The organism is Rhizobium mongolense subsp. loessense (assembly GCF_900099775.1).
Classification (GTDB): Bacteria; Pseudomonadota; Alphaproteobacteria; order Rhizobiales; family Rhizobiaceae; genus Rhizobium; species Rhizobium loessense.
Map to the genome: position 1 here is coordinate 364,288 of NZ_FMTM01000001.1, position 15,492 is coordinate 379,779.

General features: G+C 61.3%; 16 protein-coding genes and 1 pseudogene. 3 read left to right on the forward strand and 14 right to left on the reverse strand.

Translation table 11 applies throughout. The annotated features are described in order from the left end of the window. Positions 1-38 precede the first annotated feature (38 nt). The 10 genes and pseudogenes from BLP23_RS01850 to BLP23_RS34205 all read right to left on the reverse strand — a co-directional run. Positions 39-980 carry an ornithine cyclodeaminase family protein gene (locus BLP23_RS01850; RefSeq protein ID WP_092583294.1) on the reverse strand — a complete coding sequence of 314 codons (942 nt, stop codon included), beginning with the start codon at positions 978-980 and terminating at the stop codon, positions 39-41. 261 nt (positions 981-1,241) lie between these two features. Continuing rightward, on the reverse strand, positions 1,242-1,673 hold the full coding sequence (locus tag BLP23_RS01855) for a Ros/MucR family transcriptional regulator (protein WP_022714520.1): 432 nt from the start codon (positions 1,671-1,673) through the stop codon (positions 1,242-1,244). 431 nt (positions 1,674-2,104) lie between these two features. Next, a complete protein-coding gene (gene mnhG, locus BLP23_RS01860; protein ID WP_092583295.1) occupies positions 2,105-2,437 on the reverse strand; it encodes a monovalent cation/H(+) antiporter subunit G in 333 nt (110 codons plus the stop codon). Continuing rightward, positions 2,434-2,793: a cation:proton antiporter gene (locus tag BLP23_RS01865; protein WP_092583296.1), complete on the reverse strand. Its 360-nt coding sequence runs from the start codon at positions 2,791-2,793 to the stop codon at positions 2,434-2,436. Before BLP23_RS01865 ends, mnhG begins: the two co-directional genes overlap by 4 nt. Continuing rightward, positions 2,790-3,263, reverse strand: coding sequence for a Na+/H+ antiporter subunit E (locus tag BLP23_RS01870; RefSeq protein WP_092583297.1), 474 nt, complete (start codon positions 3,261-3,263; stop codon positions 2,790-2,792). Before BLP23_RS01870 ends, BLP23_RS01865 begins: the two co-directional genes overlap by 4 nt. Continuing rightward, on the reverse strand, positions 3,260-4,810 hold the full coding sequence (locus BLP23_RS01875) for a Na+/H+ antiporter subunit D (RefSeq protein WP_092583298.1): 1,551 nt from the start codon (positions 4,808-4,810) through the stop codon (positions 3,260-3,262). Before BLP23_RS01875 ends, BLP23_RS01870 begins: the two co-directional genes overlap by 4 nt. Before the next feature lie 259 nt (positions 4,811-5,069). Then, positions 5,070-5,447, reverse strand: a complete 378-nt coding sequence (locus tag BLP23_RS01885) for a Na+/H+ antiporter subunit C (protein ID WP_092583300.1) — start codon at positions 5,445-5,447, stop codon at positions 5,070-5,072. Then, positions 5,447-5,866 carry a Na+/H+ antiporter subunit B gene (locus tag BLP23_RS01890; protein ID WP_092583301.1) on the reverse strand — a complete coding sequence of 140 codons (420 nt, stop codon included), beginning with the start codon at positions 5,864-5,866 and terminating at the stop codon, positions 5,447-5,449. The genes BLP23_RS01885 and BLP23_RS01890 overlap by 1 nt, the downstream gene beginning before the upstream one ends. Before the next feature lie 418 nt (positions 5,867-6,284). Further along, positions 6,285-8,651 carry a putative monovalent cation/H+ antiporter subunit A gene (locus BLP23_RS01895; protein WP_092583302.1) on the reverse strand — a complete coding sequence of 789 codons (2,367 nt, stop codon included), beginning with the start codon at positions 8,649-8,651 and terminating at the stop codon, positions 6,285-6,287. Positions 8,652-8,773: 122 nt separating this feature from the next. Next, positions 8,774-8,971 (reverse strand): annotated as a pseudogene (locus BLP23_RS34205) (hypothetical protein); the annotation flags it as partial. Positions 8,972-9,293: 322 nt separating this feature from the next. Between BLP23_RS34205 and msrB the strand changes: the two are divergent. After that, positions 9,294-9,704, forward strand: coding sequence for a peptide-methionine (R)-S-oxide reductase MsrB (msrB, locus tag BLP23_RS01905; RefSeq protein ID WP_092583304.1), 411 nt, complete (start codon positions 9,294-9,296; stop codon positions 9,702-9,704). A gap of 262 nt (positions 9,705-9,966) precedes the next feature. Here msrB and BLP23_RS01910 read toward each other — a convergent pair whose 3' ends face one another. The 3 genes from BLP23_RS01910 to BLP23_RS01920 all read right to left on the reverse strand — a co-directional run bounded on the left by BLP23_RS01910 (position 9,967) and on the right by BLP23_RS01920 (position 11,747). Next, positions 9,967-10,473, reverse strand: a complete 507-nt coding sequence (locus tag BLP23_RS01910; protein ID WP_092584225.1) for a GNAT family N-acetyltransferase — start codon at positions 10,471-10,473, stop codon at positions 9,967-9,969. A gap of 87 nt (positions 10,474-10,560) precedes the next feature. Beyond that, on the reverse strand, positions 10,561-11,229 hold the full coding sequence (gene trhA / locus BLP23_RS01915) for a PAQR family membrane homeostasis protein TrhA (protein ID WP_022714509.1): 669 nt from the start codon (positions 11,227-11,229) through the stop codon (positions 10,561-10,563). A 107-nt stretch (positions 11,230-11,336) separates the two neighbouring features. Next, complete coding sequence (locus BLP23_RS01920; RefSeq protein ID WP_092583305.1) at positions 11,337-11,747, reverse strand: universal stress protein; 411 nt, start codon at positions 11,745-11,747, stop codon at positions 11,337-11,339. A gap of 276 nt (positions 11,748-12,023) precedes the next feature. On the opposite strand from BLP23_RS01920, the gene BLP23_RS01925 reads away from it, so the two are divergent. Further along, the gene (locus tag BLP23_RS01925) at positions 12,024-12,884 is read left to right on the forward strand and encodes a VOC family protein (RefSeq protein ID WP_092583306.1); all 861 of its coding nucleotides are present in this window, start codon (positions 12,024-12,026) and stop codon (positions 12,882-12,884) included. 32 nt (positions 12,885-12,916) lie between these two features. On the opposite strand, the gene BLP23_RS01930 is transcribed toward BLP23_RS01925, so the two are convergent. After that, the gene (locus BLP23_RS01930) at positions 12,917-13,978 is read right to left on the reverse strand and encodes a class I SAM-dependent methyltransferase (RefSeq protein WP_092583307.1); all 1,062 of its coding nucleotides are present in this window, start codon (positions 13,976-13,978) and stop codon (positions 12,917-12,919) included. A gap of 175 nt (positions 13,979-14,153) precedes the next feature. On the opposite strand from BLP23_RS01930, the gene BLP23_RS01935 reads away from it, so the two are divergent. Beyond that, a complete protein-coding gene (locus BLP23_RS01935; protein WP_092583308.1) occupies positions 14,154-15,320 on the forward strand; it encodes an AI-2E family transporter in 1,167 nt (388 codons plus the stop codon). The last annotated feature ends 172 nt before the right edge of the window (positions 15,321-15,492 follow it).

Sequence of the window (15,492 nt, forward strand, 5' to 3'; positions counted from 1 at the left end):
AGCCACTGTTTCTAAGACAACCCAGGCTCTCCGCCACTTCAGGCCGCAGGAACCTTACCGCCGCAAGCGGCAAGCAGCTTTGATGCCACCAGGACTTCAGTGCCTGCGAGGCCCGCCGAGCAAAACAACGTCGTTTGATCGTGCGCCTGGCGAACAGGCAGCCTGCCGCTGACGATCGCGGCCAAATCAACCAGGCGCACGGCATCGGGCGATCCATGCAGGAAGAATGGAGCCTTATAGGCTTCCGTCTGCTCCAGAGAGTCGGTCGCGATAACATGGGCGGCAGCGGCGATGTCCAAGCCCAACTCATGCTCATCCACGGTCTTCGGGCCGATGGTGTTGATATGAACTCCGGGCTTCAGCCACGCTGCCTCCATCACCGGTGTTCGGCTGGTCGTTGCACAAATGACGATATCGGCCTCGCTTACAGCGCGCCGTGGCGTATCCACGGGCTCCACGGGGATGCCTAAGCGCTGCTCCATCTCCGCTGCAAATGTACGGCGGTTCTGTTCGTGGCGGCTAAAGACGCGGACATGATCCAGCCTGCGCACTAGTGCCGCAGCCTCCAACTGCGTCCGCGCCTGGTGCCCGCTTCCAATGACGCCTGCCGTCCTGACGCCCGACGATGACATATGACGAATGGCGATGCCGCCAATTGCGCCAGTTCGGATATCTCCCAAGCGGCTGCCGACGACAAGGCCCTGAAGCTCGGCCGTTTTAGCCGACCAGACCGCGACGATCTGGTCGTGGCGCAGCCCTTTGAATGTTTCATAAACCCTGAAGCCTGCAATTGAGCCCTCGCCGATCGTGCCGCCAATGGTGAAGACAAGGTCGCCTTTGCCGCCAAAGGACACGCTGTGCCTGGGCGGCGAAACCAATGCCCCTGCTGATCGCGCCACCATTGCTTCCTCGATCGCCTCGATGGCGATCTGCATAGCCGTGCTTCGGTCCAGGTCGCTGTCGCTTAAAATGATGGTCACCGGCGCCTCCTTGGTTGACAGACTGCATCAAGTTCGCATGTCAACTTAGATTGAGGTCAACAGGGATTTTACCGGTTCCCGGCAATGACGCAGGCGCCCAATGGGTCCGGCGCGACCGGGAAAGCACCCAGGCGCTCTTATTCGTTCAATTCGCCTTTTTCGCCACCGGCTTGAATATACTGGGATTATTTTCCTACGTGTCCGCGCATAGAAAAAAAGCCGGGCTTGGGGCCCGGCTTTCGCGCTTAGGAGCGTGCGAGGTCAGCCGCGGCCGCGTTTGCGGCGCTGGCCGAGGCCCATTTCCTTGGCGAGGCGCGAGCGCGCCTCGGCATAGGCGGGAGCGACCATCGGATAATCGGCGGGAAGATCCCACTTCTCGCGGTACTCTTCCGGCGAGAGACTGTGATGGGTCATCAGATGGCGCTTGAGAGATTTGAAGTTGCCGCCGCATTCCAGGCAGGTGATCTGATCATCCTGTACTGACTTGCGTACCGAAACGGCGGGCTTCTGCTTTTCGATGGTGGCTGCGGCGGGTTGCGGTGCAGACGTGTTGCTCAGTGCGGAATGCACGTCGGAAATCAAATTGGCCAGGTCACTGACCGGGACCACATGATTGCTGACATAAGCCGCTACGATATCGGCCGTCAGTTCTACCAGCAATTCCGGCCCGTTGCCGGTCGCGGTATCCGTCATATTCTGTTTCTCCTGTTCGCATGCGTGGATGACCCTCTTTCGGAGGATCGCCTTCGTAGAGGCAAACAGTAAAAGGCCCAGACAACGGCATCATGTCCTAAAACGCGAATCCACCCCTAGATTCTTGAGACCGAAACCTGTTCTAATACTGCCCGAATACGAATCACAATCGCCGCACTCTTCGACCACAGCCTTCATTAGACATTCGAAATCAAAGCTAGAGATGGAATAGGCGAAACGATTCTAATTCGAAATCAGAACTCTACTTACACTTCAATTATCACTGTTTTACCGAAAGTCCAATTCTTATTTGCGGTTTTTCTACTTAAAAAGTTCAAAACACTAAGATTTTGCAAGCAAGGCTGCGGCTTTAGTTCGCAATCGCGTGCATAACTTGCGTAAAACGAGCTAAATCGCTGAAAATTATACTCTCATCGGCCTTCCATGTCGTCGCGGACCGAGAGTTCCCACAATTTATGCCCCGTTTCATGCGCCGCCTTGGCCAAGAGGTGCGCTGCGACCGGGGCGGTCAGCAGCAAAAAGACGACGCCTGCGGCAGCGCGCGCAAAAATTGCAAGTTCGCCGGAATAAAGGCCGGCAGCAAGCAGCAGTAGACCGGAGCCGACCGAACCCGCCTTGGAGGCTGCATGCATGCGCGAGTAAAGGTCCGGCAAACGGACGACGCCGATCGCCGCCGAGAGCGCGAAAAAGGCGCCGGCAAGCATCGTGAGGGCAGTTACCGTGGCGATAACGTATTCCATCATCCCGCCTTTCCTGCGGTATCGCCCGGCGCCGGCGTCACTGCCTGTTCTTCCCAAGCCGGCGACGGCCTGGCGCCCGGCGCACGGCGCGACAAGACAAAGCGGGCAAAGGCAACCGTCGCGAGGAAGCCGACCAGGCTCAATGCGATCGCGATATCGATGTAAAGCGCAAAGCGCGTCTTGACGGCGATCACCGCTATGAAGCCGATGGCAATGCCGGTGAGCGTATCGAGAGCGAGAATGCGGTCCGGCAGCGTCGGTCCGGTGATCACACGATAGGCCGTGAGCACGAAGGCGATCCCGAGGATCGCAAGCGTGACCACGGCGGCGGCCGAAACAAGCGTAAACGGCGCCATCATTGGAATGCCTCCATGATCTTGCGTTCGAAGCCGCTGGCAATGGCGCTCTTCGTCGCCTGTGGGTCGGAGCAGTCCAGCGCGTGGATATAAAGCGTCCTGCGGTCCTCCGAAACATCGACAGAGAGCGTGCCGGGCGTCAGCGTGATGAGATTGGCAAGCAGCGTGATCTCGAGATCGCGTTCGACGGTCAGCGGAAAGGCAAAGATGCCGGGCCGGATCTCCATCCTCGGCCGCAGCACCGTCCGGGCGACGGTCCAAGCCGAAAGCGCCAGTTCCTTCAGGAAAAGCAGCGCGAGTGACAGGACGAGGCGCGTGCGGCGAAGATAGCTCTTGCTGCCGAAAGGCTCGCGCACGATCGCCAAAGCAATGGCCCCGAGAACGAAGCCGAAGACGAGATTATGCAGCGAGGCGCTGCCGGAAACGGCGACCCAGGCAATGGCGAGCAGCAGATTGACGAGGAAGGCGATCATTGCGCCGCTCCTTTGGGGAAGACAGAATGAATGTAGGCGCCCGGATCGGCAAGGCTTCCGGCCGCTGCCTGTGCCAGCGACAGCAACGGCTCCGGCAAGATGCCGAAACCGGTGACGAGTGCGGTCAGCGCCAGCAGCGGCAGCGCCGATTGCCATCCGATCGCAACTGCCTCGACAGAAGCCGGCGCCGGGCGCCAGTAGGCAAGCAGGAAGACGCGGCCGAAACAGATGGTCGTCAGAAACCCGCCGGCCAAAAGGGCGGCGGCAAGCCACCATGCGCCGATATCGAGCGAGGCCTTGACGAGGATGACCTTCGGCCAGAAGCCGGAAAACGGCGGCAGGCCGCAGGCGGCGAGGAAGAGAATGAGCGAGACGGCGGCAAACCAGCCGCACTGGCGATAAAGCCCGCCGAGCGCGCCGAGCTCGAAGCTGCCGCCGAGGCGGGCCGCCTGCCCCGCCAAGAGATAGAGCGCCATCATCAGCACGACGGAATGCAGCGCGTAAAAAACCGAGCCGCTGACGCCGCCAGGCGTGCCGATCGCAATACCGGCAAGCATGCTGCCGATGCCGGAGATGACGACATAGCCGAGCATGCGGCGGATATCGGTCTGCGCCAGCGCGCCGAATGCGCCTATGAGGACGGTTGCGGCGCCAACGAGCGCGATCATCAGGCTCAGCGCCTCGCGCTCCACCGGCAGCAGCATCACCATCACCCGGATCAACGCGTAGATGCCGACCTTGGTGAGCAGACCGGCAAAGAGTGCGGAGACGACGATGCGCGGCGTATGATAGGAGGCGGGCAGCCAGAAGTTTACCGGGAAAGCGGCGGCCTTCATGGCGAAGGCAAAAAGGAAAAGGGCCGCGAGCGTCATCAGCGGCGCCGTATCGCGCAGGCCGGCGGCCTTCAGGGCGATGTCGGCCATGTTGAGCGTGCCGAAGATTGCGTAGAGGTAGCCGACGGCAGTCAAAAAGAGCGTCGTGCCGATCAGGTTCAGCACCGCATATTTCATCGCACCGTCGATCTGCTCGCGCTCGGATCCGAGGATCAGCAGGCCGAAGGACGAGATCAGCAGCACCTCGAACCAGACATAGAGATTAAAAATGTCGCCGGTGAGAAACGCCCCGGACACGCCTGCCATCAGGAGCATCAGGAAGGGGAAGAAGCCGAAGCGCCGCCCGCCCGCGTCGATGTCGGAGAGCGCATAGAGGCTGCCCGCAAGCGCCGCGATCGCGGCTGCAAGCGCCATCAGCGCGCCCAAGAGGTCGACGGTGAAGGCAATGCCGAAAGGCGGCAGCCAGCGCCCCATTACCATCGTGACTGGGCCATCGTCGATCACCCGTTTCAACAGCACCGCGTCGATTAGCACCAAGCCCGCAAGGCCGAGAACGGTGATCAACGCATGCAGGCGGACATGGGCGCGCAGCATCAGCATCAGCGCGCCGAGCACGATGCAATGCACAACCGGCAAGATCACGAGCCAATCGCCTGGGGGGACGGGTGCGGTGAGGAGCGCGGCGGAAAGATCGGCGGCGAAGGGGGCGGCCATTTAAAGCTTCCTCCTCTTTTCCCCAGCGGGGAGAAGTGCCGCGCGGAACTGGGCGATCAGCCGCGAATGTCGGGAGCGAAAGCGACGAATACCATATGCCGAGCCTACCCCCCCGTCCGACCCTCCCGGTCCCCTTCTCACCGCCGGGGAGCGGGCGGAAAAGCCGCTATCCCCCATGAAAAAAGCCAGCGCCAAGAGCCCATCCCCCTCCCTGTGGGGGCGATGCCCGGCTGAACGGAGGGGGATTATCATCCGCATCTCAATACCCCACTGGCGGAAGCAGCGGATCGTCGGGCTCGGCGACGCGCATCTCGTCGGTGTTGTCCGTGCCGATGTCTTGATAGGCGCGGTAAGTCAAAACCAGCAGGAAGGCGAAGAACGAGAAGGAGATCACGATCGCCGTCAGGATGAGGGCCTGCGGCAGCGGGTTGGCGGCATCGGCGGGCAGCGCGTCGAGGCCCGCCGGAATGATCGGCGGCACCTCGCGCGTCAGCCGGCCGGCGGTAAAGAGCAAGAGGTTCACAGAGTTTCCAAGGATCGCGATACCGAGCATGATGCGGATCGAGAATTTCGACAGCAACAGGTAGATGGCGGCGGAAAAAAACAGGCCGACGAGGACCGCAAAAAGCGGCTCCATCACTCCACCTCCCTTTCCTCAAGGGCTAGCGCAATGGCGGTGATTGCGCCGACGACGACGAAATAGACGCCGATATCGAAGAGCATGACCGTCGAGAGCGACACCTCGACCCCGAAGATTGAGGGATGCACCCAAAGGCCGGTCATGAAGGGCACGGCAGCGGCGATCGAGATCAGGCCGGCGACCGCCGACATCATCAGCCCGGCACCGGCGATCGACAGCGGATGAAAGAGAATTGCCCGGCGCACAGCCGGCACGCCGGCCGCGATGCCGTAGATTGCCAATGCCGAAGCGGCGATAAGCCCGCCGATGAAGCCGCCGCCCGGCTCGTTGTGGCCGCGCAGCAGGATGAAGACCGAAAAGAGCAGCATGAGCGCGACGAGGAAGGGGGCGATGGTGCGGAAGATGAGGGTGTTCATCGGGTGGGTGCTCCGCTTGGCGGCGAGCGGCGGACGAGGTTACATTCTTCGCTCGCTGAGTCAGTTGATGAAGCACGCAATGAAAACCGCGCCTCATCACCCGCCCTCATCCTCGGATCACTTTCTCGTGCGCCGCCTTGGCGATATGGATCCCGCTGAATGCGTGCCCTTTGCCACCAGCGCTCATTTCCTACTCCCCTCATTCCTGTGCTCGTCACACGAATGAGGCCACGGCGCGTCTGCGCCGTGAATGAACCGCCTTTTGAATGAGCCTCCTGCGCCCAACGACTTGGGCGCGCTGGATTCCTGTGCCAGGTAAGCAAGTTCGGGCAGTTGAGGCAACGCCGTCTCCAGACAACAGCACCTGGTGCTGCAAACCTGGCGGAATGGGAACCCGCGCGATGGAAACAACCGCCTTTCACTCCGCCACCTCCTCTCGATCCAGATCATGCGCGACCAGCTTCCGCTCTCCCCCTGCCCGCATGCGGATCAGTGCGATGATGGCGAGGCCTGTGATGGCGACGACGGCGATCTCGCCGAGAGTGTCGGTGCCGCGGAAATCGACGATGATGACGTTCACGACATTGGCGCCGTGGGCGATGGTTTTCGAATAGGTGTTGAAGAAATCCGTCAGCGCCGCATTGAACGGCCCCTCCGTCGCCCGCATCAGGAGTAGCGCAAAGCCGAGGCCGCAGGCAAGCGCGATCGAGCCGTCGCCAAGCCGCTGGCGCAGCGGCCGCGGGTCGGTCGGCGTGAGGCGAAGCCTTGTCATGACAAGCGCCAGGATGACGACGGACAGCGTCTCGACCATGAACTGGGTGAAGGAAAGATCGGGCGCCCCGAAGAGCAGGAAGATCAACGCCACGGAAAAGCCCTGGATGCCAAGCGAGACGATCGCCGTCAGCCGGTCACGGGCGGAAAGCACTGCCGCAAGGCCGATCACGGCGAGCACGAAGAGCGCCCATTCATGGAGCTGAACGCCGCGCGGCCAGACGGGAAACGACGGCAGTTCGCCGTAAAGCAGCGGCGGCACGAGGAGAATCAGGGCGAGGCAGACAAAGGTGCAGGTCACATAGATTTCCAGCCGTCCCGGCTGGACGATGCGGGTGACGCGCCAGGAAAGGCGGACGAGCCCGGCGATGAAGCTGTCGAAGCCGCGGTCCGGTCCCGGCCCTGCCGCCTGCAGGAAGGACACCATCAGCGCCCGGGCCTGCTCTATCTTCCAATAGACCGCAACGCCGAGCATCACGGTCAATACGGAAAGCGCGAGGGGAAGGCCGAGATGTGGCATCGGCGAGATCGCAACGTCGATCGCATCGCCCTGAACGGCCGAAGCCATCGGCGACGAGACGTACTGATGCGTGATGCCGGAAAAGAGCGCGCCGGCAAGGCCCAGCACTGCCAGAATGCCGGGACCGAGCCAGAACAGGATGGGCGCGTCGTTGGGATGTTTCGGGGTTTCGGCCGCTTGGCCGACGAAGGGCTTTAGGCCGACCGAAAAAGCAATTGCAAACATCAGCGCATTGCCGAAGATCGCGACTGCGGTGAACATCAGCGAGCGCAGATTGCCACCGGCGAGCGCTGCGTAGATCTCCTCCTTGGCGAGGAAGCCGAAGAAGGGCGGAAGCCCGCCCATCGAGATCGCGGCGAGTATCGCAATCGCAAAGGTCAGCGGCATGGCGCTCAAAAGACCACCGAGCTTCGTGATGTCGCGGGTGCCCGTCTCGTGGTCAAGGACGCCGGCGATCATGAAGAGTGCACCCTTGAAGAGAGAGTGCGCCACCAGGTAAAGCACCGCGGCTTCGATGGCGTATTGCGAACCGAAACCGGTAAGCAGGACGAGAAGGCCGAGCGAAGAAACCGTCGTATAGGCGAGCTTCAGCTTCAGGTCGGCATGGGCAACGGCCAGCGCGGAACCGGCAACCAGGGTCATCCCGCCGAAGAACGGCAGCAGGATTTCCCAGGCCGGAGTGTCACCCATCACCGGGTTCAGCCGCATCAAGAGATACACGCCGGCCTTCACCATGGTTGCCGAATGCAGGTAGGCTGATACCGGCGTCGGCGCCTCCATGGCGTTCGGCAGCCAGAAATGAAATGGAAACTGCGCCGATTTGGTAAAGGCGCCGCACAGCACGAGACCGAGCGTTGCCAGATAAAACGGGCTGCCGCGGACGACATCGCCGAACGGCGAAAGCAACGACATCTGCGTGACGCCGGTGATGTTCCAGAGAAAGAGCAGGCCGGCCAGCAGGCAAAGCCCGCCACCGCCGGTCACCACCAGCGCTTGAAGGGCCGCCCGTCGTGCCGCCTCCCGCTCATGGTCGAAGCCGATCAGCAGGAAGGAGGTGATGGAGGTCAGCTCCCAGAAGATGAAGAACATCAGGAAACTGTCCGAGACGACAACGCCAAGCATCGCACCCATGAACAGGAAGATGAAAGAGAAGAAACGCCCCTGCTGCGGATGCCCCTTCAGGTAACCGCCGGCATAAAGCACGATCAGCGTGCCGATGCCGGTAATCAGCAGCGCAAAGGTGAGCGACAGACCGTCGAGAAACCAAGAGAAGCTCAGATCGTAGCTTGGCACCCAGGAATATCCGCCGGTCACCACCTCGCCGCGGGCGACGCCAGGTATGAAGCGGAGGAAGTGCAGAAACGCCAGCAACGGCACACTCGCCAGCAGCCAGGCGCCGTTTGCGCCGAGCCGGCGAATGACGAAAGGGGAAAGCAAGGCGCCGAGAAGCGGCAGGCACAAAGCCAAAAATGTCAGACCAGTGACACCGGCCATGTCCCCTCCTCATTGCCAGAAAGTGATGCGTTGGCGCGAACTTAGGGTAATCGGCAAGCGCCCTCAAGCAATTTCGGAAGAGGTTTGGATGAATGATCGGAGGCGGACCGATCAGGCCCGGCGGAGAGGAGCGGCAGAACCAACATGTGAACTAGCAGGACTACCAAAGTCAGCGGCCAGAGAATGCATGCCACCGCGCCTGCGAGGCGGGCCAACGTCCAACGATCGTGGTTGGCCCAGCCTTCCAGCAAAGTCATCGTCAGAAATAGCACAGCCACAAGGCAATAGGCCCACGGCAGAACAACGATGAACACGTCCATATCCCCCGCCTGGCATCAGCTGCCATGGTTGAGAGTACGTTAACGGCGCGGTCGGGATCAAACCATCAATTCGGATTAGCTATTAGGCTAGGCAGTTCGCCGATTACCCCTTACCCTGCCCTCTCCCTAAGGGCCGTCAGCGACGCCGCAGCCTTTCCGCGAAATCGCGGATGCACGCTGGATGAGCCTTGTGCAGATATTTCGAGGCCCGCGATAGAACATGATTGCCGGGCTAATCCGCCCTGTCTTGATCCCGCTTGTCTTGCGCCCCACATTCTGGCCAAGACGGAATCGCCCCTCCGGCGCGAAAGGAGCATGCCTGATGTCCGACACCACGACAGCCAAAGTCCGCAAGACCGATGCAGAATGGAAAGAGCAGCTGACGCCGGAGCAATACCGCATCACGCGCCAGCACGGCACGGAACGCGCCTTTACCGGCCCCTATTGGGACAGCTTCGAGACCGGCCTCTACCGCTGCGTCGGCTGCAACGCGCCGCTCTTTCGCTCCGATACCAAATTCGATGCCGGCTGCGGCTGGCCGAGCTATTTCGAACCGGTCTCACCGGACGCCGTGACAGAGCATCGCGACAGCTCCTACGGCATGGTCCGTACGGAGATCCGTTGCAACAGATGCGATGCACATCTCGGCCACGTCTTCCCCGATGGCCCGCCGCCGACGGGCCTGCGCTATTGCATCAACGGACATTCGATGGTGTTCGAGCCGGGAAGATAGGCAATGCACGGGGGCTCATCACCACAGCCAACTATTTTCCGGTAGGGAAACGACCGACACCTGTGCCCGTCACGGGGATGAGGGCAGTACCATGTCCATGGCGCGGAAGACCCACTCGATGCCTAAGACGCGCCGTGGCTTCATTCCTGTGCCAGGCACAGGAATGCAGGAAGAGAGGGCAGCGCAAGACAGCCATGGCTCCTAGTGTGTCGCTCCCGCGCCAGCGATTGGAGTGCCAAGATGCCTGCCTGAACGACGAGGCTTAATTCAAAATCCTGAGCTCCATGCAGGTGAGATCGAGCCAGCGGCCGAACTTGGTGCCGACTTCGGAGAAGGTGCCGGCGATGCGGAAGCCGAGCTGTTCGTGCAGGCGGATCGAGGCGACGTTTTCCGACTCGATGCCGGCGATCATGACGTGAACGCCGTTCTCTTTGGCCTTCTCGATAAGCGCCTGCATCAAAAGTTTGCCGATGCCGCCGCCGCGGCAGTCCTTGTCGACATAGACTGAGTGCTCGACCGTATGGCGATAGCCGTCGAAGGCCCGCCAGTCGCCGTAGGTGGCGTAGCCCGCAACCTGCCCCGCCTTTTCCGCGACGAGAACCGGAAAGCCCCTCGCCTTGCGCGCCCGGAACCATTCGGCGCGGTTTTCGAGATCAACGAGGGTTTCGTTCCAGATCGCCGTCGTGTGTTCGACGGCGTGGTTGTAGATGTCGCGGATCGCCGCAAGATCGGCTTCGGTGGCGTCGCGCACGATGACGGCGTCGGTCATGTCATGTCCATTCCGGTTCGTTGAGCCCAAGCGCATACGCCCGGCCTTCTTCCATGTAAACCGCGAATTGGCGCGAAGAAAGAACGATCAGAGCCTGGCAGCGCCCATGCTGAAGCAGGTGAGTACCGCCGAATAATGTACCGCAGCGGCGGCAACCACGAAGCCATGCCAGATGGCGTTCTGAAAGCGCAGCTTTTCCCAGACGTGGAAAATCACACCTGCCGAATAGATAATGCCGCCGATGACGATCAAAAGCATCGACGCGAAGGGAATGCGCGAGGCGACCGGCCCGGCAACCAGAATGCCGCTCCAACCCATGGCGAGATAGAGCAGGATCGTAAGCTTGTCGTAGCGCCCCGGAAAGGCGCATTTGAGGAAGATGCCGGCAGCCGCCATCGCCCAGATGGCGATCAGCATGGCGAAGAGAAGCGGGTCGTCCGCACCGCGTTCAAGAAAGGGCGTATAGGTCGCCGCGATCAGGATGAAGATCGCCGAATGATCGAGCCTGCGCAGGTACCATTTGGTGGGCGAGACCGGCCAGGCATTGTAGGAAAAAGAAATGCCGAGCGTCAGTACAAGGCCGACGCCGTAAATCCAGGCGGCAGCGATCTCGCCGTAGGAGCTCCAGACCGTCGCATAGAAGATCAAGACGGTCGCACCGACGAGCGCAAGCGCCAGGCCGACGCCGTGCACGATGCCGTCAGCGATCAGCTCATATCTGTCGTAAGCCCAGCGAATGCCGTTGAACTCGCCCATTAATGCGTACCCATTCCTCGACCCTTACCGATGCTCTCACTGAACGGCCGGCGGCGCAACAGGCGGCAGCACCGTGCGCGGTAAAACTTCATGAAACGCTTTAATCCTTACCGATCCACGAGCACCGAGCATTTGGCGTGGCGTACCACCCGGTCAGCAGTCGCACCGATGAAATAGTTCGAGAAATCCGGAACATGCGAGGCAATGATGATGAGGTCGGCGTGGTGCGCCTCGGCGGCGGCGAGTATGCCGTGCGCCGGCGGGCCGCGACCGATCTCCACCTTCGCCGGGATTCCGGTCTTCAGCCGCAGCTGCTCCAGTTGCGCGCGCCCATCATCGATCGCATTGTCGATCAGTTCAGCCGGTAGGTCGACGGCGATATAGGTCGGCACGTCCTGCACGACATTGAGAAGGATGATCTCACCGCCGGCATCAAGCAGCGTCGCGGCCTTGCGGAACGCCCTTTCCCCCCTCTCGATCGTACCCATCTCGATAGGGACGATGATCTTTTTGTACATGGCTTCCTCCACAGCGGGCTTACCTACAAAAGAAGATAACGCGCGATGGACAGGTTCAAGTGGGCACAAGCGATCGTCAACATTCGCTCAACGCTTTATCCTCAAAAACTGATCTTCTGTGAACAATCGGACTCCGTCATATAAGATAGAAGTACAGCGGCTCGAAGTGGACTTAGAGGCGAGATGGACCGGCGAACATTCCTCGAGCTTGCTACGGGCAGCGCTTTCGCTGCCGCCGCCGGTGCGCCTTTCCCTTCCATGGCAGGAGATCGACATATGACGACCGAAACCTCTTATGCGCTGACGCGGCCTGCCTATGTCGGCCAGTCGCATCTGGTCGTCACCGACCTGCCGCTGGTCTCGAGCTTCTATCAGTCGATGCTCGGCCTCAAGGTAATCGAGAAGGCGCCGAGCGGCGAGGTGCTCGGCGTGAACGGGATGCCGCTCCTGACGCTGACGACCGACAGCAAGGCGCAGATCGCGCCGCGCAATGCGGCCGGCCTCTTTCACACCGCCTTCCTGATGCCGAACCGCACGGAACTTGCCCGCTGGCTGCGCCATGCGGCCCATAATGATGTCGTGCTCGACGGCGCCTCCGATCATCTCGTCAGCGAAGCAATCTATCTCTCCGATCCCGAAGGCAATGGCATCGAGATTTACGCCGACCGGCCGCACGAGGTCTGGAAATTCCATCAGGACGGCCAGGTCGAAATGGCAACGATCCGACTCGATCTGCAGGCGCTCTACGATAGTGCGCCGGAGGATGCATGGGGCGGCATGGCCGACGGGACGGCGATCGGGCATATCCATCTGCAGGTCGGCGACATTCCAAAAGCCGATGCCTTCTATCGCGACGTCCTCGGCCTTAAGCTGATGGCGCGCTATCCCGGCGCGAGCTTCTTTGCAACTGGCGGCTATCACCATCACATCGCCGCCAACATCTGGAACAGCCGCGGCGCCGGCACCCGCGCCGACGGTATGACCGGCCTTTCCGACTACACGCTGCGCTTCAACGACAAGGCGGCGCTCGACAATGCGGTGGCGGCGCTCGACCGGCTGGAGATCGAGAGCGCAAAACGCGACGGCGGCGTGTTCCTCAAGGATCCGTGGGGCATCGGGCTGACGCTTTCGGCTTGAGGCAACGGTCCGTTCCCCATTCCTTCGAGCCGCTACGCCCGCGCCTCAAACACCATGTTGAACGGCGTTTCCGTCGCCCGGCGGAAATGCGAGAAGCCAGCGTCGAGCGCCACTTTCCTGAGCCTCATCTCGCCCGCCTGGGCGCCAAGGCCGAGGCCGACCTCCTGCGACAGCGACGCCGGGGTGCAGATCATCGTCGAAGCGCCGTAATAGACGCGTCCGATCGGATTGAGGTTGTCCTTCAGATTGTCGTGGGCAAATGGCTCGACGATGAGCCAGGTGCCGCCGGGCGCCAGCGTTTCCTTGACATGACGGCCGGCACCGACCGGGTCTCCCATGTCATGCAGGCAATCGAACATTGCGACCATGTCATATCCCTGCGGAGGAAATTCCGCCGCAGTGGCCTGCCGGAAGGTAACGCGGTCGCCGACGCCTGCCTCCTCAGCCGCGGCCCTGGCTTTCTCGATCGAGGGGGTATGATAATCGAAGCCGAAGAATCGCGAGGCCGGATAGGCCTGCGCCATCAGGATTGTCGACGCACCATGGCCGCAGCCGACATCTGCGACCTTGGCACCCGCCTGGAGCTTTGCCTCAACGCCGTTCAGCGCCGGTATCCAGCTTGAAATCAGATGCGTGTTGTAGCCGGGCCGGAAGAAGCGTTCGGTGCCGCGGAAGAGGCAGGCACTATGTTCGTGCCAGCCGACGCCCTGTCCGCTGCGGAAGGCTTCGGCTATCTTCGGCTCGTCCATCCACATGGACTGCGTGACCTGGAACGCGCCGGCGAAGAAGGCGGGGCTGTCTTCTTGCGCAAACACCATCGCCTGCTCGGGCGTGAGATGGAAGCGGTCCGTCCCGTCGTCATAGGTTATGTAATCGGCCGCGGCCATCGCCGAGAGCCATTCGCGGAGATAGCGCTCCTTCAGCCCGGTCTCCTTCGCAAGGCGCGCCACATCCCGCGGCTCGCCGTCCGCCAGAGCCTTGAACAGACCGAGATCATCGCCGAGCACGACGAGCGCGCCGGAGACAGCGGCTCCGACATCGCCGACCAGCCGTTCGACCAGTCCATCGAGTTTCTGCATATCGGGTTCACGCATGTCACCCTCCATTTCCACCGAAGAAAGACCAGCCCGCAAAACTATTCCGAGTAGGTCGCGCGATTGTCAACGTGCCCAAACTGAGTATCCATCGGCAAGCCTGCTTGCCGGGAACCAACACGCATTCCGTGCGTTTCCGTTCCGAGCCAATGAGGCTTTCGGGGACATTCCATAGATGGGCTTCGCCAGCGGCATCCGGAAACAAGCAAAGAAGATCGCAATCGGCGAGCGGCGGACGAGCGCATGGGAAGACGCGCTGACCACCGCGACGGAAGAGATGCCGCAGGCACCGGCCCACCGCGTCCAGAAGGATGCGCTCGACGTCAGCATGGCCTGGGCGATGATCGGGATTTTCGCGATCCTTGGCCTTGCCGTCCTCTACCAGATGTCGCTGATCCTGATCCCGATCACGCTTGCCGTAGTGGTGGGTATGATCCTCGGCATGGCGGCGGAAAAATTGAGCAAGCTCGGCGTGCCGCGCGTCACCGTTGCCGTCATCCTTTCAAGCGCCGTTGCGCTGGTCATCTTCTTCGTCGTCAGCTCGCTTTCCGGGCCTTTGACGACACTGACCAACGAGGCCCCGGCGTTCATCGAAAGGACGATCAACCGGATCATGCCCTATCTGGAGCAGATACGCTGGCTGCGCATTACCCCCGCAAGCTTCCAGAGCGGGCCGATCTCGATCAATGCACTGCTCGAAAACACCGGCAACGTGCTGCATGTGGTGACGACAAACCTGACGCCGGCGCTTGTGCAGGCGCTGATTTTCTTTGCGGCCCTGCTGCTCTTCCTGTCCGGGCGCGTCAACCTGCGCAAGACGATTATCCTGACCTTTCGCACCCGCCAGCAGCGGCTCACGGCCATCCGCGTCATCGGCTCCGTCGAGCGGGTGCTGGGCTTTTATTTCGCAACCGCCTCGGTGATCTATGCAGCGCTCGGCGTCGTCATGGCGATGATTGCCTGGGCAGGCGGGCTCTCAGCGCCGGCGCTCTGGGGCTTCTTCGCCTTCCTTTCGAGCTTCATTCCCTATCTCGGCATCACCATGATGACGTTTTCCATCGCGGTGGCGGGCATCCTCACCCATAACGGCATCATAATCGGCCTCCTGCCGGCGGCCGCCTTCTTCATCGTGCACCTCGTCATGGAAAATCTGGTGTTCCCCGCCGTCATGGGCCGTCGGCTGGAAATCAATCCCTTCATCGTCTTCGTCGCCATCATCTTCTGGACATGGATGTGGGGCGCCGTCGGCGCCATGCTCGCTCTGCCGCTCTCGCTGATCGTCATGACGATCGTCGATGAACTCTTCATCGAGGAAAAAGTACTGCCGCAATTGCCGAAGTGAAGGGGTGAGACAGTTGGCAGATAATGCCGCTTGCCCTAACCTCTCGCCGTTATGACGGAAGCGGACTTGTTTTGCGAGAAGAGTGAGTTTTGTTGAAGCGGGGGAGGCATATCCCTTCTGCCGGCGCGGAAAAAGTGGCGGTACCCGGATCGGGCTCGCCCATATCCTCGAC

Coding starts and splice junctions, on each gene's coding strand:
- BLP23_RS01855 (WP_022714520.1), bottom strand. CDS start 1,673: ATGACGGATACCGCGACCGGCAACGGGCCGGAATTGCTGGTAGAACTG.
- mnhG (WP_092583295.1), bottom strand. CDS start 2,437: ATGATGGAATACGTTATCGCCACGGTAACTGCCCTCACGATGCTTGCC.
- BLP23_RS01865 (WP_092583296.1), bottom strand. CDS start 2,793: ATGATGGCGCCGTTTACGCTTGTTTCGGCCGCCGCCGTGGTCACGCTT.
- BLP23_RS01870 (WP_092583297.1), bottom strand. CDS start 3,263: ATGATCGCCTTCCTCGTCAATCTGCTGCTCGCCATTGCCTGGGTCGCC.
- BLP23_RS01875 (WP_092583298.1), bottom strand. CDS start 4,810: ATGGCCGCCCCCTTCGCCGCCGATCTTTCCGCCGCGCTCCTCACCGCA.
- BLP23_RS01885 (WP_092583300.1), bottom strand. CDS start 5,447: ATGGAGCCGCTTTTTGCGGTCCTCGTCGGCCTGTTTTTTTCCGCCGCC.
- BLP23_RS01890 (WP_092583301.1), bottom strand. CDS start 5,866: ATGAACACCCTCATCTTCCGCACCATCGCCCCCTTCCTCGTCGCGCTC.
- BLP23_RS01895 (WP_092583302.1), bottom strand. CDS start 8,651: ATGGCCGGTGTCACTGGTCTGACATTTTTGGCTTTGTGCCTGCCGCTT.
- msrB (WP_092583304.1), top strand. CDS start 9,294: ATGTCCGACACCACGACAGCCAAAGTCCGCAAGACCGATGCAGAATGG.
- BLP23_RS01910 (WP_092584225.1), bottom strand. CDS start 10,473: ATGACCGACGCCGTCATCGTGCGCGACGCCACCGAAGCCGATCTTGCG.
- trhA (WP_022714509.1), bottom strand. CDS start 11,229: ATGGGCGAGTTCAACGGCATTCGCTGGGCTTACGACAGATATGAGCTG.
- BLP23_RS01920 (WP_092583305.1), bottom strand. CDS start 11,747: ATGTACAAAAAGATCATCGTCCCTATCGAGATGGGTACGATCGAGAGG.
- BLP23_RS01925 (WP_092583306.1), top strand. CDS start 12,024: ATGACGACCGAAACCTCTTATGCGCTGACGCGGCCTGCCTATGTCGGC.
- BLP23_RS01930 (WP_092583307.1), bottom strand. CDS start 13,978: ATGCGTGAACCCGATATGCAGAAACTCGATGGACTGGTCGAACGGCTG.
- BLP23_RS01935 (WP_092583308.1), top strand. CDS start 14,154: ATGGGCTTCGCCAGCGGCATCCGGAAACAAGCAAAGAAGATCGCAATC.